Annotated in this window: 12 protein-coding genes and 2 pseudogenes; 5 read left to right on the forward strand and 9 right to left on the reverse strand. The window is 70.6% G+C overall.

Features of this window, described 5'->3' with window-relative positions:
- Positions 1-148 precede the first annotated feature (148 nt).
- The 3 genes from JD77_RS34520 to JD77_RS30110 all read right to left on the reverse strand — a co-directional run bounded on the left by JD77_RS34520 (position 149) and on the right by JD77_RS30110 (position 4,616).
- The gene (locus JD77_RS34520) at positions 149-301 is read right to left on the reverse strand and encodes a hypothetical protein (RefSeq protein ID WP_246141132.1); all 153 of its coding nucleotides are present in this window, start codon (positions 299-301) and stop codon (positions 149-151) included.
- A 639-nt stretch (positions 302-940) separates the two neighbouring features.
- Entirely contained in the window at positions 941-1,153 is a 213-nt protein-coding gene (locus JD77_RS30100; protein ID WP_145777181.1) for a hypothetical protein, read from the reverse strand.
- A 1,120-nt stretch (positions 1,154-2,273) separates the two neighbouring features.
- Positions 2,274-4,616 carry a heavy metal translocating P-type ATPase gene (locus JD77_RS30110; RefSeq protein ID WP_145777182.1) on the reverse strand — a complete coding sequence of 781 codons (2,343 nt, stop codon included), beginning with the start codon at positions 4,614-4,616 and terminating at the stop codon, positions 2,274-2,276.
- A gap of 214 nt (positions 4,617-4,830) precedes the next feature.
- Here JD77_RS30110 and JD77_RS30115 point away from each other — a divergent pair, with 214 nt between their 5' ends.
- Entirely contained in the window at positions 4,831-5,841 is a 1,011-nt protein-coding gene (locus JD77_RS30115) for an Acg family FMN-binding oxidoreductase (RefSeq protein WP_145777183.1), read from the forward strand.
- Between the two features lie 33 nt (positions 5,842-5,874).
- On the opposite strand, the gene JD77_RS30120 is transcribed toward JD77_RS30115, so the two are convergent.
- The 3 genes from JD77_RS30120 to JD77_RS30130 all read right to left on the reverse strand — a co-directional run bounded on the left by JD77_RS30120 (position 5,875) and on the right by JD77_RS30130 (position 10,883).
- The gene (locus JD77_RS30120; protein ID WP_145777184.1) at positions 5,875-6,252 is read right to left on the reverse strand and encodes an aquaporin; all 378 of its coding nucleotides are present in this window, start codon (positions 6,250-6,252) and stop codon (positions 5,875-5,877) included.
- A gap of 192 nt (positions 6,253-6,444) precedes the next feature.
- Entirely contained in the window at positions 6,445-9,126 is a 2,682-nt protein-coding gene (fdhF, locus tag JD77_RS30125; RefSeq protein WP_145777185.1) for a formate dehydrogenase subunit alpha, read from the reverse strand.
- 2 nt (positions 9,127-9,128) lie between these two features.
- Positions 9,129-10,883, reverse strand: a complete 1,755-nt coding sequence (locus JD77_RS30130) for an NAD(P)H-dependent oxidoreductase subunit E (protein ID WP_145777186.1) — start codon at positions 10,881-10,883, stop codon at positions 9,129-9,131.
- A 173-nt stretch (positions 10,884-11,056) separates the two neighbouring features.
- On the opposite strand from JD77_RS30130, the gene JD77_RS30135 reads away from it, so the two are divergent.
- Positions 11,057-11,233, forward strand: coding sequence for a hypothetical protein (locus tag JD77_RS30135; RefSeq protein ID WP_281292197.1), 177 nt, complete (start codon positions 11,057-11,059; stop codon positions 11,231-11,233).
- Between the two features lie 464 nt (positions 11,234-11,697).
- Positions 11,698-12,465: a transposase gene (locus JD77_RS30140; RefSeq protein WP_145777187.1), complete on the forward strand. Its 768-nt coding sequence runs from the start codon at positions 11,698-11,700 to the stop codon at positions 12,463-12,465.
- Between the two features lie 11 nt (positions 12,466-12,476).
- On the opposite strand, the gene JD77_RS30145 is transcribed toward JD77_RS30140, so the two are convergent.
- From JD77_RS30145 to JD77_RS30155, 3 genes and pseudogenes are all read right to left on the reverse strand, one after another.
- Positions 12,477-13,715, reverse strand: a complete 1,239-nt coding sequence (locus JD77_RS30145; protein ID WP_484213895.1) for an HAD-IC family P-type ATPase — start codon at positions 13,713-13,715, stop codon at positions 12,477-12,479.
- The gene (locus tag JD77_RS30150) at positions 13,604-15,061 is read right to left on the reverse strand and encodes an HAD-IC family P-type ATPase (RefSeq protein ID WP_145777189.1); all 1,458 of its coding nucleotides are present in this window, start codon (positions 15,059-15,061) and stop codon (positions 13,604-13,606) included. The genes JD77_RS30145 and JD77_RS30150 overlap by 112 nt, the downstream gene beginning before the upstream one ends.
- A 185-nt stretch (positions 15,062-15,246) precedes the next feature.
- Positions 15,247-16,068: pseudogene (locus JD77_RS30155) on the reverse strand (IS5 family transposase); the annotation flags it as partial.
- Between the two features lie 300 nt (positions 16,069-16,368).
- Between JD77_RS30155 and JD77_RS30160 the strand changes: the two are divergent.
- Both JD77_RS30160 and JD77_RS30165 read left to right on the forward strand, forming a co-directional pair.
- A pseudogene (locus tag JD77_RS30160) lies at positions 16,369-17,501 on the forward strand (IS701 family transposase).
- A gap of 312 nt (positions 17,502-17,813) precedes the next feature.
- Positions 17,814-19,262, forward strand: coding sequence for an IS4 family transposase (locus JD77_RS30165; RefSeq protein ID WP_170286341.1), 1,449 nt, complete (start codon positions 17,814-17,816; stop codon positions 19,260-19,262).
- Positions 19,263-19,269: the final 7 nt, after the last annotated feature.

Consider the following 19,269-nt stretch of genomic DNA (forward strand, 5'->3'; position numbering starts at 1 on the left):
GTTGAGCAGGTTGGCCTGCCGATACACCCGCTGCAGCCCGCTGCTTCGTAAGAAGACGCCCAGGTGGCTGATCGCCTCGGCCTGGCGACCAGCCGAAGTAGCAGCATCCTAGCTAGAGCGCTGATCCGAACTCCGCCGGATCCACCGGTCAGAGCGCCACCGCCCGGGTGTAGACGATTTCGCGTTCCGCCGAGGCCACCGGTATCCGACGAAGATGGCCTACATCGATAACCGGCGGCAGGTCGACGTCCTTTCCCACCGCGAAGCAGCCACCCAGGCCGCCTGGCCGCAGGTCCACCACGCTGCGCCGTCCGGCATCCCGGTACGGGCCTGAGCACGCCAGTCACCTGCAACCTTGCGGACCGCCGCCACGAACGAGCCCGACCGCGGCTACCGAAAAGTCCACGGCTCATGGCCTGGCTGCTACGCCACCCCCGCCGACCGCATCGGCCTCGCCGAGATCCGCGTCGTGTCCCGTCAGCTGAACGCACTCCGCCGGCCATGTCAAACTTCGGGGAAATCTTCACCAGCCGCCACAGGCACCGCCTCAACACCTGAATCATCACCGTGGCCGCCGACGATCAACCTGACCTGCACTCATTCGTCGCCGGTCTACCATGACGCCGTCCTCAGCGGGCCTGCCCCCTGCCTCGCAGCTCCGGCAGCGTCGAAAGCCACGTCAACCGAATCAAATGACCAAACCACGGATGCACTGCCCGGCAACCCTCGACCTGCTCCATAAGCGCGTCCTGCTGAGCTGACAGTGCCACTCCGGTTCCCGGAAGGTGGGCCAGATCCAGGGTTCAGTGGCAGTTGACGCCAATTCCGCGTCACATTCCCAATGTAGCCACCCGTCACCAGTGAATAACCGCGCCCGGTCAGCAGTGGGTACGCCTGTGCACCAGCGCATGCGCGCGGCGAAGCCGCGACAACGAAGCGTTTACCTTTCGTACATTTGAAGACCATTCCCCATCGCGAAGAAGGTAGGAGCCCATTCGCCGACAAAAATCCCCCACCGATCCGCACGTTCGATGCCGGCGTGCTCGAATCGCTTGGAAAGCAGCCAGCTTGTGAACGCCAGCGCAACACTCGCCATGCCGGCCATGTAGCAGTGTTCCGCCCTCAGCCCCGCATCGTGCAACTTCTTCAACATCGAACCTAACTCCTCATCTTGCGTTTAGAGGTGACAACCTCATGGGTTTCGCGGGGGTTACCCCGCAAACTGCGATCTACACGCTCATCCCAAACAACGTCGCTCGCGACGCATCCAGCACCGAGCGCCCATGACCGCTGCGGCTGGCAAAGCTTCTCGCGGTGGGGGTGCCGACTTGGCGTGTCTGGAGGCAGTAGGTTCGTCCGGCTCGACGGACGGCATGCCGACGATCAGCGACTTGGACCGGGCTGACCGCCGCCCGCGACGAGACGGCTCGTATCGGGAGGAATCCACTTGTCGTCGCGCTGCTCCGGGCGCTCGCTGCCGCGGGCAGCACGGACGGCACGCCCAGAAGGCTCGACGACGCTGGGCACTCGGCTGCATAGGACGAGCAATCCCCTGCCAGTGCAGTGGTGAACGTACGCTGTCATCGACGCGTAAACTGGTTCTACTCATCAATTCCTCGGTCGGCACCCACAACCCGAAGATGCCGACGAGGCTGGCAAAGTCGTCGCCGAGGTCGATGACGCCGTCGAGGCCCGGCCTTCGGTGCGCAGGGCAACCACAGCGACGCTGCGGGCATCGCCCGGGTCGGTCTTGCGGCCCTGGCCGGTGGCGAACACCCGGGACCGGGCGGACAGCTTCGCGGGAACGTCCACCACGGTTCCGCCGTCAGCGACCAGCCGTTGAGCGATGTGCCGCCCGATGCCGTCGCAGCCCTTGACCGCCCAAAGGCGGTCTCGTTCCAGGGAATGGCGTGGTCGGCTGCCGTCATCCCTGGCCTGGCTCGGGCAAGGCCTGTCCGTCTTGTCCTCTGGCCAGCGGGTGGGGCTGGCCCGTCATGGCGGCGAGCGCGGCGGCGACGGCGTGTAGGTCGGCTTTGATGTAGGTGGTGGTGGCGGGTCCGCGGCGGTCGGTGTGGCCGGCGTAGGCGCGGGCCATGGCGGGGACAGCAGGGCGACCATGTCTCGGGCCTCGTCGATCCCGACGGCCGGGCGCCACCGGTGGCCGGTGGCGCATATACCGCTCCGGGTGGCACCTCTCAGCCCAAACGCCCCGCCAGGCCCCGGTGGTCTACCCCTGACCTGGCCGTTCGGCGAAAGGGCGCGATGGCCTCGGGTCAACCTGGGCCTACTACTCGGCGGGGTTGAGGGAGATGGTAGTCCTCCTCTTCCTGTGCCAGGTGCAGGCGGAGCAGGGCGTCCAGGCCGTACAGGGCGGCGAGCAGGTCGGGTATCTCGTCGTGGCGCAGCCGGCCGTCCGGGTGCTGGACCAGGTGGCCGCCGATCCGGTCCACCAGCCGGCTGATCTCCACGTGCCCCCGGCTCATCGTCGAGGTCGCCTCGTCGCTGCCGAGCGGGCCGGCCAGGGCCGGGTAGAGGTGCCGTTCCTCGGCTGCCTCGTGCGGCAGCACCTCGTCGACCAGCCGCCGGTGCACGTCCCGCAGGGCCGGTACGCACTCCGCCGCGTCGGGGCGGGTGGCCACCAGGTCGGCGCTGTCGCGCAGCCGGTCCAGCACGTCCCGTACCCCGCCGTGCTCACCGGCATAACGGTCGAGCATCGCCCGGGTCTCCGGCGAGACGTCGCGGGGGCGCAGGCCGCCGCGCAGGGCGCGGAGCGCGTTGACGATCACCAGCACGTCGATGCCCTCCTGGAGGAACGCGCCGGCGACCGGGGGCAGCCCGCCCGCGGCGGCCGCCACCATCGCCACGACGGCCAGGCCCATCCCGACGGTGGCGCTCTGCACCGCGATGCGGCGGGCATACCGGGCGATCTCGACGGCGTCGGCGAGCCGGTCCAGCCGGTCCACGGTAAGCACCGCGTCGGCCACGTCGGCCGAGGCGGTCGCCCCGGTGGCGCCCATCGCCATCCCGACGTGCGCCTCGGCCAGCGCCGGCGCGTCGTTGACGCCGTCGCCGACCATCACGGTCACCGCCCGGCCGGACTCCTCCTTCACCCGGTCGACCTTCGCCTGCGGCGAGCACTGGGCGATCACGTCGTCCACCCCGACGATCCGGGCGACCTGCTCGGCCGTGCGCGGCCGGTCACCGGTAACCATCACCAGACGGTTCAGCCCGGCCTGCCGGAGCCGCCGCACGGTACGTCGGGCGTCGGGGCGTACCGGGTCCTCCAGCAGGATCACGCCGAGCGGGCCGTGGTCGTCGCTGACCCAGACGGTGGACCGGCCGGCCAGCTCGGCGCGCTCGCGGGCCCGCTGCGCCCACTCGGGCGGTTCGCCGGCGAGCTGGCCGACGCGGACCAGGCGGCCGTCCACCCGGCCGGTCACCCCGCGGCCCGGCTCCTCCGTGACGTCCGCCGGCTCGGCCAAGGGCAGCCGCTGCTCGTGGGCCTGCCGAACCAGGGCGGCGGCCAAAACGTGTGGGGAGAGCTGTTCGACGGAGGCGGCCAGCCGCAGCACCTCGTCCCGGTCGCCGCCGGGCGCGACCACCGTCTCGGCGGCGCGCGGCCGGCCCGCGGTGAGCGTCCCGGTCTTGTCCATCAGCAGGGTGCGGGCCCGGCCCAGCATTTCCAGCGACCCGCCGTCGCGGACCAGTACGCCGCGGCGGGCCACCCGGGACAGCCCGGAGACGATGGCGATCGGGGTGGCCAGCAGCAGCGGGCAGGGGGTCGCCACCACCAGGACCGCCACCGCGCGGATGAACTGCCCGCTGAGCAGCCAGGCCGCGCCGGCCAGCAGCAGGGTGAACGGCACGAACGCGGCCGCGTAGCGGTCGGCGAGGCGGACCATCGGGGCCTTGTGCGCGGTGGCCTCCTCGGCGAGCCGGACGATCCCGGCGTACGTGCTCTCCGCCGCGTTCTTCCGGGCCCGCAGACCGAAGCCCGCGCCGGCGTTGACCACGCCGCTGGCCACCTGCTCGCCGGCGGCTCGGGTGACCAGCTGCGACTCGCCAGTGACCACCGACTCGTCCAGTGTCGCGGGCTCCTCGACCGTCCCGTCCACCGGCACCACGTCACCGGGCCCGACCACCAACCGGTCCCCCACCGTCACCCGCTCCAGCGGCACCACCTCGATCCCGCCGTCCGGGGTACGCCGCCGGGCCTGCCGAGGCGCGCGTTCTAGCAGTGCCCGCAGGTCCCGGCTGGCCCGCCGCTCGGCGTAGTTCTCCAGCGCCTGCCCGGTGGCGACCATCACGGCGATCACCGCGCCGGCCAGGTACTCGCGGACCAGCAGCGTGCCGACCAGCGCCAGCACGGCGATCACGTCCACCCCGAACTGCCGGCGCCATAGCTGCCGCAGCGTCGTCCAGGTGGCCGGCAGCAGCGCTGCCACGGTCACCGCCGCCCAGACCAGCTGGGCCGCGCCCCGCATCCCGGCGAGCCACAACCCGGCGCCCACCAGCACGGCCACCGTGAGCAGGGTCAGTGGTGCCCACTGCCGCCAATCCACCCGGTGCCCCGGCACCGGGCGCTCCGGTACGCACTCACGCGGTTCCGCTCCCACCTGCGGATCGTCTCAGCGGCACGGGTCGCCGGACCGCGTAAAAGGAGTAATCCGACGCGGATCGAAACCCGAGGCAGGGATCCTGCACACCGGGTGAACCGGCCTTTGTACCCCGGAGGATGGAGCGACAACACCGCCCGGGACGCGGCCAGCGTGCGGCACGATGAGAAAACCGGGGTGGGGCACGATGGGGGAAAATGGAAAGGTCGTGACGATGAGCCACGAGACGCCGGCTACCGATCGTCCGCTGACCACCGCGCTCACCGAGGCCGCCGCGACGTCCGGTCGCGCCCCCTCGGTGCATAACACCCAGCCGTGGCGCTGGAAGGTCCTCCCGGACGCGCTGGAACTGCGGATGGTGCGGGACCCGCAGCTCGCCGCGACCGACCCGGATGCCCGGCTGACGGTGCTGAGCTGCGGCGCCGGGCTGCACCACGCGCGCGTGGCGCTGGCCGCCGAGGGCTGGACGGCGCTGGTGGAGCGGCTGCCCGACCCGAAACAGCCGGAACTGCTCGCCCGACTCACCGGATTCCGGCACACCGGGGCGGACCCCGACGCCATGCGTCTCGTGCAGTGCATGCAGGTCCGGCACACCGACCGCCGGCCGGTCAGCGACGAGCCCGTGCCCGCCCCGGCGCTCGACGAGATCGCCAAGGCGACCGACGCCGAGGGCGGGCGACTCCAGGTGCTCAGGTCCGACCAGGTAATGGAGCTGGCCGCCGCGGCGGCTCAGGCCGCGGTGGTCGCGGCGGCGGAGCCGGAGCTCCGCGAGGAGCTGGCGTACTGGACCAGCCGGGCCGGCCCCGGCACCGGACTGCCGCCCGAGGTGCTGCCCGAGCAGGCCGCGCGGACCACAGTGCCGGGCCGGGACTTCGGCCGGCCCGGCACCCTGCCGGTCGGCCCCGGGCACGACCGGGCAGCCGTCTACGCAATCCTCTGGAACACCGACGACGAGCCGGACAACTGGCTACGGGCTGGCGAGGCGCTCTCCGCCGCCTGGCTGGCCGCCACCCGGCTCGGGCTCTCCGTGGTGCCGCTCAGCGGTGTGGTGGAGGTGGAAGGCACCCGGCAGACGCTGCGCGGGCTGCTGGCCGGCCTCGGCTTCCCGTACCTCGCGCTGCGGCTCGGGATCGCGGACCTGACGCACGCGGGCCCCCCGCACACCCCGCGCCTGCCCACCGGGCAGGTCGTCGACACCTCCGCGCTACGTGGCGAGGCCGCCTGACGGGGAAGCCGGCACCCTCGACCTTGCCGGCGGTCAGTCGCGGACGGCGCCTTGGGCGGCGCGGCGGCTGATCCGGCCGCCGCCGGGGCCGCGCAACAGTTCTGCCACGCCGACCGCCGGCGGCACCGCGAGCAGCGGTCCGAGCAGGTACGCCCACCGGGCCCGGGGCTGCCCGGGCATCAGGGCCGGGCCGAAGGGGCGGAAGACGTTCATCGACGCTCCGGTCAGCGGTGAGGCCCAAAGCCCGGCGAGGGCCAGGTATCCGCCGACGGCGAGGGCCGCCAGCGGTCCGACGTTCTGCGCGCCGGAGACGGTGCCGAGGATGGTGCTGATCAGCCCGACGGTGAGGATCAGTTTCCAGACCAGGGCAAGCGGGCCGCGAAGCGGGAGTTGGTGGACACTGGCGATGATCCATTGGTAGGTGTTTTACAGGCTTATGCTCCTTACCTTCGAGCGCCGGGATCGGCCGCGATGAGCCAGCCCCAGCCACAGCCGGTCAACACGCTGCGCGACTTCGGCGGAGCTTGCTGACCTTGCCGGCCTACCGACTGGCAGGAGCTTGCATTCATGTAGCGCGAGTTCGCCCGCCGTCTAGCCCTGTGATTACGAAACCGGGCTCAGAGACACCGCGGTGATCTTGTATTCGGGGCAGCCGGTTTCGGTGTCGGTGGCGTCGGAGGTGAGGGCGTTGGTGGGGGTGTCGGGGAAGTTGAAGGCGGTGAATAGCTGGCCGGGGGCGATCGTGTCGGTCAGGTGGACGGGGAAGGTGACGGTTGCCCGTCGGCTGGTCACTTCGACGAGGTCACCGTCGGCTAGTTCGAGCCGTGCGGCGTCGTCGGGGTGCAGGTCGAGGACCTCGTGTGGGTGGAGTTGCTGGTTGGGGGTGCGGCGGCTCATCGAGCCGCTGTTGTAGTGCACCAGCCGGCGCCCGGTGATCAGGACGTACGGGAAGCTGGTGTCTGGTTGCTCGCCCGGCGGCAGGTACGGCCGGACGGCGAGCGCGGCGCGGCCGTCGGGGGTGGCGAACGAGTCGAGGTAGAGGCGTCCCTCGCCGGGTTGGTCCGGACCACGGCAGGGCCAGTGCAGTGGCCCGTCGCGGTCGAGTCGGGTGTGTGAGATACCGGCGAAGGTGGGGGTCAGTGCGGCGCATTCCGCCATCGCGTCGGCGGGGGTGGGGCAGCCGAGGTCGGCGCCCATCGCGCAGGCGAGCAGGTGCAGGATATCGAAGTCGCTGCGGGCCTGTCCGGGTGGGTCCAGCGCCGGGCGGACCCGCTGGATGCGGCGGTCGAAGTTGACGAAGGTGCCGTCCTTTTCGAGGAAGGGCACTGCCGGGAACACGATGTCGGCGTGTTCGGCGGTGGTGGAGAGGAACAGGTCGTGGTTGATGACGAGGTCGCAGGCGGCCAGTGCCCGACGTACGTTGCCGCTGTCGGGGTCGGTCTGTGCGATGTCCTCGCCGATGACGTACATCGCCCGCACTCGTCCGGCGATGGCTGAGGCGAACATGTCCAGGATGCGCAGCCCGGGCCGGGCGGGCACCTCGGCCTGCCAGGCTCGGTTGAATCGGGCGCGGACGCCGGGGTCGGCAACGTGCTGGTAGCCGGGGAGCATGTCTGGCAGGGCGCCCATGTCGGAGGCGCCTTGGACGTTGTTCTGCCCGCGCATGGACAGGATGCCGCAGCAGTCGGGGGTGCCGACGGCGCCTTTGAGGATGGCGAGGTTGGACAGGGTGCGTACGCCGTCGGTGCCGTGGGCGTGTTCGGTGATGCCGAGGCCGTAGACGATCGCCGGGCGGCGTGCGGCCCCGTAGAGGCGGGCCGCCGCGACCAGCGCCTCGGGCGCGACGCCGGCGAGCCGTGCCGCGTGGTCGGGCGGGTAGTCGCCCAGCAACGCGGTGAGCTCGTCGAGGCCGCTGGCCCGGGTGCGGAGGAAGTCCTCGTCGGCGTATCCCTCGTCGAGTAGCACCCGGGCGATGCCGTTGAAGACGGCGACGTTGGACCCGGGTCTGGCTTGGACGTGCACGTCGGCCATTTCGGCGAGGTCGATGCGGCGGGGGTCGATGACGATAAGCCGTGCGCCGCGTAGCACCAGCTGTTTGATCCGGGCCCCGACGACCGGGTGGGCCTCGGTGGGGTTCGCGCCGGCGATCAGGATGCAGTCGGTTTGGTCGAGGTCATCGACGGAGTTGGTGCCACCGGCGTAGCCGAACGCGGCGGCGAGGCCGACCGCGGACGGGGCGTGGCACAGCCGGGAGCAGTTGTCGATGTTGTTGGTGCCAAGCACGGTGCGGGCGAACTTCTGGGCGAGGTAGTTCTCCTCGTTGGTTGCCCGGGCGGAGGAGATCATGCCGATGGCGTCGGGCCCATGGTGGTCGCGGATGGCGGCCAGCCGGGTCGCGGCGACGGTGAGGGCCTCCTGCCAGGATGCGGGTCGTAGCGGCGAGTCCCGGCCGCCGTCGCGGATCAGTGGGGTGGTCAGCCGCTCCCGGGACCGGGTGAACGCGTGCGCGAACCGGCCTTTGACGCAGGCGTGGCCGCGGTTGACCGGGGCGCCGTGCACGGGGGTGATCGCGGCGACGGCTGCGTCGCGGACGTGCACCCGCAGGGTGCAGCCCACGCCGCAGTACCCGCAGGTGGTGGTGGTCGTCCGGCTGATCGGGTTGGGGTCGGCCAGCCCTGGTTCGGACAGTGCACCGCTCGGGCAGGTGTCGACGCAGCCGCCGCAGGCCACGCAGGGGGACGACACCCAGGGCCCGCCGGTGCCGGCCACGACGACGGTGTCGAACCCGCGCCCGGCGAGGGAGAGCGCGAAGGTGCCCTGTACCTCGGCGCACATGCGTACGCAGCGGTTGCAGGCGATGCACAGGTCCCGGTCGAGTTTCACGTACGGGTGCGAGTGATCGACGCCCGCGTTCCGGGTCGCGCCGTCGAACCGGGTTGCGGGCAGGCCGAAGTGCTGGCAGGCGCGGACCAGTTCGCTGCGTTCGGCGGGGATGTCGAGCGCCCGTGCGGGCAGTTGGGACACGAGGAGCTCCAGGGCGAGCCGTGCGGACCTACAGGCAGCTGGGTCGTCGGTGTGTATCTCCATCCCGTCGACGGCGGGGGTGGTGCACGCGGGCATCGCCCGTCCCCGCACGCCGACGAGGCAGACCCGGCATGATCCCTGCGGGGTGAGCCGCTCGTCGTAGCACAGGGTCGGCACCACCGCCCCGGCCACCCGTACGGCGTCCAGCACGGTGGCACCCTCGGTCACCTCGACGCCGATGTTGTCGACGGATAACTGCATCTCTAGGCGCCCCTGTTGCTGGTGAAGGCTGTGGCCTGGTGCAGCTCGCTCGCGTACACCCGCAGCAGGCTGCGGACCGCGCAGGCCACCCCGCGCCCGAACGCGCACAGGCTCGCCACGTTCAGCACCTCGAGCAGCGGTTCGTGGTCGGCGAGTACCTCCGCCGCCTGGGCGGGTCCCCCGAGCCGCTCGACCAGTTCTATGCCGCGGCGGGTGCCCACCCGGCAGGGGGTGCAGGCTCCGCAGCTCTCCGCCGCCCCGAACGCCCAGGCATGCCGAAGGATCGCCGCGGCCGGCACGGTCGAGTCGACCGCGACGAGGCTGGCGTGCCCCAACGCGGCCCCGGCCTCCGTAAGCGGCCGGGTCAACAGTGGCAGGTCGAGCTGGTCGGGGGTGAGAAAGCCGCCGAGCGGGCCGCCGACCTGCACCGCGCGCAACTGGTACGGCTCCCGAAGCCCGCCGCCGAGATCCTCCACGAGGTGCCGCAGCGGCACACCGAACTCCACCTCGTACACCCCCGGCCGGCGGAAACGCTGACTCAGGCAGACCAGCTTGGTGCCGGGTTCGTCCGGGTGGCCCAGCCGGGCATAGGCCGCCCCACCATGCCGCACGATCCACGGCACCGCCGCCAGCGTCTCCACGTTGTTGACCGCGGTCGGCCGCCCGAGGAAGCCGTGGCTGGTCGGGTACGGAGGACGCGCCCGCACCGCCGCCCGCAACCCGGCCAGGGCGTGCAGCAACGCCGTCTCCTCCCCCGCGACATACGAGCCGGCCCCCACGACAATCTCCACGTCGAAGTCGACCGGCGAGTCGTGCACCCCCTTTCCCAGGTGACCGGCCTGGCGCGCCTGCGCCACCGCGGCACGCAGCCGCTCGGCCGCCGTCGGGTACTCCGAGCGCACGAGGATCAGGCCGTGCCGCGCGCCCACCGCGAACCCGGCCAGTGCCAGGCCCTCCAGGATCCGGTGCGGGTCGTGCTCCATCAGCAGTCGATCGCCGTACGAGCCGGGGTCACCCTCGTCGCCGTTGCCCACCACGTACCGGGGCGCGGGTTCGCCGGCGGTCATCGACCACTTCTTCGCCACCGGGAAACCGGCCCCGCCCCGCCCGCGCAAACCAGAGGCGGCGATCTCGGACATGACCTTCTCGCGGGAACCGGCCGCCACGACGCTGGGCCACACCGCCCACGGCTCCTCGCCACCGACCAGCCCGGCCAGCACCACCGGCCGTTCGACCGCGCTCGCGTACGGGATCTGCGCCGCCTGCATCTTCAACGGCTCGACCCAACCGGGCCTCGTCCGCCGCTGCGCGGCCAGCGGGTCACCGAACAGCCCACCCAGAGTCTCCCCGCTGGCTGGTAGCTCCCCGTCGAGCACGGCGGGCGAGTCGTAGCAGTACCCAAGGCACCGCACGCCCTGCAGCGACACCGACCCGTCCGCCGCGCACTCGCCCAGGCGCACGCCCAGCGCCCGCTCCAGCCGTGCGATGTGCTGGCCCTGGCTGCTCACCAAGCACGAGGTCCCTTCGCACACCCGGACGTGACGTCGGCCCCGCCGGCCCTCGGCGAAGTCCGCGTAGTAGGTCGCCGAACCGGTCACGGCCGCCACCGGCCAGCCGAACTCGCCAGCGGCCTGCGCCAAGTCGTCGGCGTCGACCCGCCCGTCCTCATCCTGCGCCTGCCGAAGCCGATCCAGCATCCGCGTACCCGGCCGGCCCAGGCGCTCCTGCAACTCGACGAACGCCTCCCGCGGCTCCATCGCACCATCCCCCGCGCGCCGCTGCCCTTGCACCCAAACTATGTCCGCTTCAAAGGAGATCGGGGTGAAATAGGCATGTTGCCTTGCTCTGACCGTCGGGTGGCTAGGGCGTGCTAGCCGGCGAGGACGAGGTGCTGCGGCTGATGGAGCAGCACCAGATCCGACGGCTGCCGGTGATAGACGACCATCGCCTGGTCGGGATGATCAGCGAGGCGGACCTCGCCCACCCGCCTGGGGGAACACAGGGCAGCCCAATCCACGGACCGGATCTACTCGACACCGCCGGACTTGTAGCCAGCCGCCGGCTGTCCGTCGCACTCCCCGTAACGGGGGAAACGGGCGATCGGTAGGCCGGAACAGCGGGTGGCCGGTCGGCGGCGGAAGGTACCGATCACCAGGTAGCCGTCCGGCCTCAGCGCATACCGTTAGCGGGTCCCGGTCGGCGGGGTCGGTGAGGACAGGGAGCAGTGCACGACTCGCGCTGTTGCCCGGCCGGCCAGCAGCGCCTCGGACAGCGTCTTGAACCAGCGCTCCAACGGCGACTTGTCTGTAGGGGCTCTGCGTACGCCGCTCATTGGTGCACCCTTGTCTCACTCGAGCTGATGTTGGTTCGAGTGCACCGGTGACCGTCGGGCCATCGCCCAGCTCGCTCGACCTTCGAGGTCCAGCGTGAGTTCTGCGAGGCCCGGCGGCCCGGGACACCCCGACTGGCAACAGGGCTATGCGCCATCGAGCGCCGCTCAATGAGCGACCGGCAGTGGTGTCCCGGAACCGCCAGGTGCTTCCCCACTGGTAGCGCAGCGGAGAGGCAACTATGAGTGTGACCGACACCGCCGCGTCGGCGCGAGGGAACTCGGCCGGGGTGGACTGGGCCAAGGACGACTACGCGGTCTGCGTGGTCGACGCCGACGGTGAGCCGTTGGAGCGGCTGACGCTGAAATACACCAGGACCGGCCTGAGACGGCTGATCGACCTGCTCGACCGGCATCGGGTGGACGCGGTCGGCATCGAACGCCCGGACGGGCCGATCGTAGATGCGTTGCTGGCCGCCGAGGCGACCGTGTACGTCAGCCGGCAGTTCCTGACCCTGTTCACCACCCAGGACGCCCTGGACTGGCTGTCGCCCAAGCGCCTGGCCGCCTGGCTGAAGAGCGTGAGCTACTGCGGCCGCACCGACCCAGCCGTGCTCACCGTCCGCGCCGCCCGGCTGCTCGCCGAGATCGGCGACGCCCGCGGCCGGTTCCCCACCCCAGCGTCCCTGGCCTGCCTCGCCGGCGTCGCACCCTCGACCCGCGAATCCGGCAAAGTCCGCATCGTGACCTTCCGCTGGGCCGTGGACAAACAACTGCGCGACGCCGTCTGCGACTTCGCCGGCGACAGCCGCCACGCCAACCCCTGGGCCGCCGACCTCTACCAACGAACCCGAGCCCGCGGCCACGACCATCCCCACGCGGTCCGTATCCTGGCCCGCGCCTGGCTGGACATCATCTGGAAATGCTGGACCACCAACACCCCCTACGACCCGGACCGCCACCGAGCCCTCCAACACCTGCTCAAACAAGATCATCAAGTGGCGGCTTGACACAGGGCAACTCACGCCCGTTCCACGAGGCTGCCACCGTCGCCGCCCACCTGGCAGCGCTCACCCGCAATGCCTAGGTGGTCGGGTGGGAACCGGCGTTTGGTGAGTTCGTTGACGACGATGTACACGACGCCGAACGCGGCGAGGGTGGCGAGCACCGGCAGCGGCGGCGGGGCGAACCCGAGCGGCCGGGCCAGCGGGCTGTACGGCAGGGCCACCGTGATCGCGGCGAGCAGCGCGCCGGTGCCGAGCAGGATGGTGGACGGGCGGCTGCGTAGGAAGGCGCGGTTGGTGCGCAGCACCATCAGCACGATGATCTCGGTGACGGTGAACTGGATGAACCAGGCGGCCCGGAAGACGTCGGTCGGCGTGTGCCACCACCAGCGCAGCACGGCGAGTGCGGCGAGGTCGAAGGCAATGCTGATCGTGCCGTAGACCAGCATGAAGCGGCGGATCGCCCGGACGTCGACGGTCCGGGGTTGCTGCAACTGCTCCGCGTCGGCGTGATCGGTGGAGATGGTGGTGTACGGGATGTCGGAAAGGAAGTTCAGCAGCAGTACCTGACGCGGCAGCAGCGGAAGGAACGGCAGGATCAGCGTCGCGACGCTCATGCTGACCACGTTGCCGAACGAGGCGCTGGTGTTGACCCGGATGTACTTGAGGGTGTTGGTGAAGGTTCGCCGGCCCAGCCGGACACCGTCGGCCACCACGTCCAGGCTCTTCTCGAGCAGGACGATCGCGGCGGCCTGTTTGGCCACGTCGACAGCGGTGTCCACGGAGATGCCGACGTCGGCGGCGTGCAGGGCGGGCGAGTCGTTGATGCCGTCACCGATGAAACCGACCACGGCGCCACGGGACCGCAGCGCGGCCAGCACGCGTTCCTTCTGCGTCGGATCGACCTCGGCGAACACGGCGGTGTCCCCGACCCGGGCGGCCAGGTCGGCGTCCGGGCAGGCGGCGATATCGGCGCCGAGCATCGGCTCGCCGGTGAGGCCGACCTCACGGGCGATGTGGGTGGCGGCGTGCCGGTTGTCGCCGGTGATCAACCGGACGCCGATACCCATCCGGGCCAGCCGGCCGATGGCCTGCGCCGCGTCGGACTTCGGGGGGTCCTGGAAGGTGAGCAGCCCGACGAGGGTCATCCCGGTCTCGTCGGCCGGGGTGGCGGTGGTCGCGTTCGGGAGGGGTCGGACAGCGATGCCCAGTACCCGGTGCCCCTGTGCGCTGAGTTCCTCAAAGCGCCGCTGCACCCCGTCGCGGACCTCGTCGACGGTACGACCCCGCGGTCCGTCCGGGCCGTGGCGCAGACGTCGAGCACGGACGACAGCGCCCCTTTGGTGATCAACGTGGGGATGCCGTGGTCTTGGATCAGCACGGAGAGTCGCTTGCGAGTGAAGTCGTAGGGAACCTCGGCGATTCCGAGGTGCTCGTCCGGGGGCGGCTGGCCGTGCATGATCGCGGTGTCCATCGGGTTGTGGAAGCCGCGTTGCAGGCCCGCGTTGAGCCGGGCGAGGCGGCTCACTTCGTCGTCCGGCCGCCCGGACACGTCGAGGCTGGCGGTGAGGGTCACCGTCCCGGTGGTGAGGGTGCCGGTCTTGTCGGTCAGCAGCATCGTCATGGCACCGAAGTCCTCGATGGCCTCGAGCCGTTTGACGATGACCCGCTCGGCAGCCATCATCCGCGCTCCGGCGGACAGGCTCACCGCGACAATCGCCGGGAGCATCTGCGGGGTCAGGCCGACTGCCAGCGCCAGGGAGAACAGCAGGGAGTCGATGATCGGGCGGCCCAGCACCAGGTTCGCCGCGAAAATCGCCACGAGGAGCACCACCATGATGCGGACCAGCAGCAGCCCGAAGCGGGTCAGGCCGCGCTGGAAGCCGGTGGCGGCCGGGCGGGCGGCTACCCGCCCGGCCACGCTGGCGAAGGCGGTGCCCCGGCCGGTGCACATCACCACGGCCCGGCCGGTCCCGCTGACCACGTGTGTGCCCATCCACACGGCGTTGGTCCGCCGGGCCAGATCCGCCTCCGCCGGGGCCTCCCCCGGCGTCTTCTCCACCGGGAACGCCTCACCCGTCAGCGCCGACTGGTCCACCTGCAACCGTTGGGCGTCGACCAACCGGCAGTCCGCCGGCACCACGTCCCCAGCGCGCAGCACCACCAGGTCACCGACCACGACCTCGGGCACCGGCACCGCCGCCTCCCGGCCGTCGCGGATCACCTCCGCGCACACCCGGACCCGCGCCTGCAGGGCGTCGACGGCCCGTCCGGCGGCGCGTTCCTGCCAGAAGCCCAGCCCGCCGCTGGCCACGATGATGGCCAGGATGATCACCCCGTCAAGGAGATCACCGAGGGCCATCGACAGCACCGTCGCGGCGACCAGGATCAAGATGATCGGGCTGGTGAACTGGGTCAGCAGCAGCCGCCACCCCCGCCGGCGGCCCACCTCGACCTGATTCGGGCCGTGCTCGCGCCGCAGCCGGGCGGCCTCCGCGTCCGAGCGTCCCCGGTCGGTGGCCCGGATCGCCCGCAGCGCCTCGGGCAGCGGCCCGACCCAGAACGCCCCGCTCCGCTCCCGCGGGCCGACCCCCGACTCCACCCACCCCTCCGGACCGCCCTGGCAGGCACCGCCCCGCCCGTGAACTGACGCTATACAGCGACTGCCGGGCCACGCGGCTAAGAGACCGTCGGGTAACCGGGTGACTACGTGGCGAGAAGTCGCTCGACGTTGATGCGTTGGGCGGCTTCGCGCTCGGTGGCGTTGGCCCAGCGGATCGTTTGACCGGCCAGGCGTATCGTCATGAGTCGAATCATCGCTACCTTGATCATGGCCTCTGAGTTGACGGTCAGCCGTTCGTAGTCCCGGGCCAGGCGTCGGTTACGGACCAGCCAACCCAGCGTCCTCTCTACCACCCACCGGCGCGGTAGGACCTTGAAGCCCTTGACGTCGTCGTTGCGCTTGACGATCTCCACCAGGATGCCGAGCTGCTCTTTCGCCCAGGTCAGCAGAGTGGAGTCGATGCTGTTGGCGTAGCCGCCGTCGGCCCACACGAGGGCGATGGTGGTGAACGCCTCGGCCAGCCGCGCCAGGATCCGCCGGCCACCGGGACGGTCGTTGACCGAGGCGGAGGTGACCATCACGACCAGGATCAGCCCCATCGTGTCCACGACCAGGTGCCGCTTGCGGCCGGTGGTCTTCTTGCCCATGTCGAACCCACGGCATTCGCCGCCCTCACTGGATTTGATGGACTGGGCGTCCAGCACCGCCGCTGTCGGCTCCGGCTCACGACCGGCCGCGACCCGCACCTGCCGGCGAAGCTCGTCGTGGATCGCGTCCCACGTTCCGTTCTTCCGCCACGTCGTGAACCAGCGATGTGCCGCGTCCGGTGGCGCCAGATCCCGCGGCATCATCCGCCACGGACAGCCCGACCGCAGCACATAGAAGATCGAATCCAGGATCAGCCGATCTCCCCACTTGCGCGGCCGGCCGCCTTTACGCAGGTCGCGTACCGGCATCAAGGGCGCGAGGATCGCCCACATCGCATCGGTCAAGCTCGACGGATAGCATGAACGGGCGTCATCCCCGCCACAGTTGCAGTTGCGCACACAACGCGATCATGGCGGGGATGATCTATTTGTCGAGCACCTGGCATCGACGTGTCTCCCCGTAACAGAACGCTCGGAGCTGGTTACCCGACGGTCTCTAAACCGGCCAACCTCCGGAGGGGGTACCGGCGCCCGGATCTTCGGCTGGCCTGCGGAGGCCCGCCCCACCACCCCGTGTTGGGGAGCCGCTCACGCTGGTCATTGGCGAAGCCTGGACGGGGACTATCCGCCTAGTACTGCAACGGCGGGTCGTGGCTTCGGCTGCTGATCGTTCGTTGACTGGTTGTGGTGGATGCGCAGTTGGTCGGGTCGTGGGATGCCGGGTTGGAGGAGTTGTTCTTCCGGTTCTCGCATCGGTTTACTCGAGTGGAGCCGCGGCGGCGGGCGTGGGCGTATGTGCGGGGGTTGCTGGCGCCGTTGGAGCGGCGCAACGGCTGGACCCTCGCGGAGCAGGCTGGGCATGTCTCGCCGGACGGGTTGCAGGGCATGTTGTGCAGCGCGGCGTGGGACCGGGACGCGGTCCGCGATGACGTACGCGACTACGTCGTGGAGCAGATCGGCGATGCGGCCGGGGTGCTCGTCGCCGACGAGACCGGGTTCGTCAAGAAGGGCCGCGCCTCGGCGGGGGTCCAACGGCAGTATTCAGGCACGGCGGGCAAGACGGAGAACTGCCAGATCGGCACGTTCCTGTGCTACGCCACGAGTCGGGGCCGGGCGTTGATCGACCGGGAGTTGTACCTGCCCAAGTCGTGGACCGGCGACCGGGACCGGTGCCGAGCGGCGGCGATCCCGGACGAGGTCGAGTTCGCCACGAAGCCGCAGCAGGCTCGGGCCATGCTGGAGCGGGCGATCACCGCCGGGGTGCCGTTTTCGTGGTTCACCGCCGACGAGGCCTACGGGCAGAACCCCGGCCTGCGGGGCTGGCTGGAGGAGCAGGACATCGCGTATGTGATGGCCACCCGATGCGACGACGAGGTGCCCTCCGGGTTGCATACCACCACCCGCGTCGATGAGCTGATCGCCAGAGTACGTGCGGGCGCGTGGCAGCGGCTGTCGTGCGGCGATGGCGCGCACGGACCACGCCGCTACGACTGGGCCCGGGTGCCGATCCGCCGCACCTTCGCCCACGGCCGCCGCGGCTGGGTCCTGGCCCGACGCTCGATCAGCGACCCTAGCGACATCGCCTACTACGTCTGCTTCGGCCCCGCGGCACCCGACTGCGGGAACTCGTGCGGGTCGCCGGTAGCCGTTGGTCGGTGGAGGAATCGTTCCAGACCGCGAAGAACGAGGTCGGCCTGGACCAGTACCAGGTCCGCCGCTACGACGCCTGGTACGGCCACATCACCCTGGCCATGGCCGCTGCCGCGTTCCTCGTCGTCACCCGCGCCCGCGAAGCCGCAAAGGGGGCACCACCGGCAGCGAGGGCAGCCTGATCCCGCTGAGCAGCAACGAGATCCGCCACCTGTTCGCCCACCTCGTCCTGACCATCCGCCACCACGCCAGCCACATCCTGCACTGGTCCAACTTCCGCCGCCTACGCCAGGAACAAGCCCGAGCCGCCCACTACCGCAAACGACTCGAACCGCCATAAGTCACGACCCGCCGTTGCAGTACTAGGCCCAAGGCCGGGTAGTTAGGCGGCGGGCGTGGCTGTCAAGCCGATGGGCCCGGGGGCGGTAAAAGCAACGGAACTCCGGTAGAACTGGCGGTCGACCAAGATCCACCGTTTCTGCCCGGGAGTTCCGTTGCCGGATCATTCTGCCCTGTCCCGCACTGTGGCCGCCATCACCCGCACTGTCCGGGTCGCGGCGGGAGTGTTCGCCCCGGGCCATCTCGGGGAACTCACCTCGATCGTGCCCTTTGAACTCGTCGATGCGGTGCTGGCCGAGACCGGTACGGTGCAGGCAAGACTACGGAACCTGCCGTCCCGGGTCGGGGTGTACTTCGTGCTGGCGATGTGCCTGTTCCCGGAGGTCGGCTACCGGCGGGTCTGGGCCAAGATGATCGCCGGGCTGGTGGGGCTGGTCGTGGTCGTCCCATCGGGTAAAGGGCTACGTGACCTGCGCCGCCGCGTCGGTCCCGCTCCGGTGAAGGCCCTCTTCGAGGTCCTCGCCGGGCCTCTCGCGCAGCCACACACTCCCGGGGTGCGGTTCGGCCGCTATCGCACGGTGTCCTTCGACGGTTGTACCTCCCAACGCACCGCCGACACCGCCCGCAACCGTGCCTGGCTCGGCAAACGCACCGGAAACGGCTACCCGGCGGTGGAGTTGATGACGCTGGTCGAGACCGGCACCCGCGGCATGCTCGGTGCGGTGTTCGGACCGACCGCCGAGGGCGAGACCAGCTACGCCAGCAAACTGCTGCATCTGCTGGATGCCGGCATGCTCGTGCTGTGGGACAAGGGCTTCGACTCCAACATGTTCCTGACCGCGGTCGCCGGCACCGGCGCCCAATTCCTGGGCCGGCTGCGCGGCAACCGCCGCCTGCCGGTCCTGGCCCGCCTCGACGACGGCTCATACCTGAGCGTCCTCAACCACGTCCCCGTCCGGGTCATCGACGCCACCGTCACCGTCACCTGCGCCGACGCCACCACCTACACCGGCGTCTACCGCCTCGTCACCTCCCTGCGCGACCCCCGCCGGCACCCGGCACACCGCCTGGTCGAGCTCTATCACCAGCGCTGGGAACACGAATCGGCGTACTACGCCCTGCGCCACACCATCCTGCACGGACGAATCCTGCGCTCCGGCGACCCGACCGGCATCCAGCAGGAACTGTGGGCACTGCTGACCGTCTACCAGGCGCTGCGCACCGCGATGGTCCACGCCACCGAAACCCGGCCCGGGACCGACCCCGACCGGGCCAGCTTCACCATCGCCCTGCACACCGCCCGGGAACAACTCACCAACGCCGCCGACGTCCTGCCCGAGAACACCGACCTCACCGGCGCTATCGGCCGCGCCGTCCTCGCTGAACTCCTCCCACCACGCCGAGCACGCACCAGCACCCGCCGCGTCAAATCACCACTGTCCCGCTACGCCAAACACCCACCCGGCAGACCCACCACCAACCAGAAGATCACCAACCTCGCCATCACCATCCACGACGACACCACCGAACCACTCCCACCACCCACACCATCCCCACCCCGCAAACCCCGCAAACCCCGCTTGACAGCAGCCGCAACGCCCTAACTACCCG

Source organism: Micromonospora olivasterospora, assembly GCF_007830265.1.
GTDB classification, from domain to species: Bacteria; Actinomycetota; Actinomycetes; order Mycobacteriales; family Micromonosporaceae; genus Micromonospora; species Micromonospora olivasterospora.

What these genes read in the sequence shown, in the direction of transcription:
- JD77_RS30100 (WP_145777181.1), bottom strand. Translation starts at nt 1,153, where the DNA reads ATGTTGAAGAAGTTGCACGATGCGGGGCTGAGGGCGGAACACTGCTAC.
- fdhF (WP_145777185.1), bottom strand. Translation starts at nt 9,126, where the DNA reads ATGCAGTTATCCGTCGACAACATCGGCGTCGAGGTGACCGAGGGTGCC.
- JD77_RS30130 (WP_145777186.1), bottom strand. Translation starts at nt 10,883, where the DNA reads ATGGAGCCGCGGGAGGCGTTCGTCGAGTTGCAGGAGCGCCTGGGCCGG.
- JD77_RS30140 (WP_145777187.1), top strand. Translation starts at nt 11,698, where the DNA reads ATGAGTGTGACCGACACCGCCGCGTCGGCGCGAGGGAACTCGGCCGGG.
- JD77_RS30115 (WP_145777183.1), top strand. Translation starts at nt 4,831, where the DNA reads ATGAGCCACGAGACGCCGGCTACCGATCGTCCGCTGACCACCGCGCTC.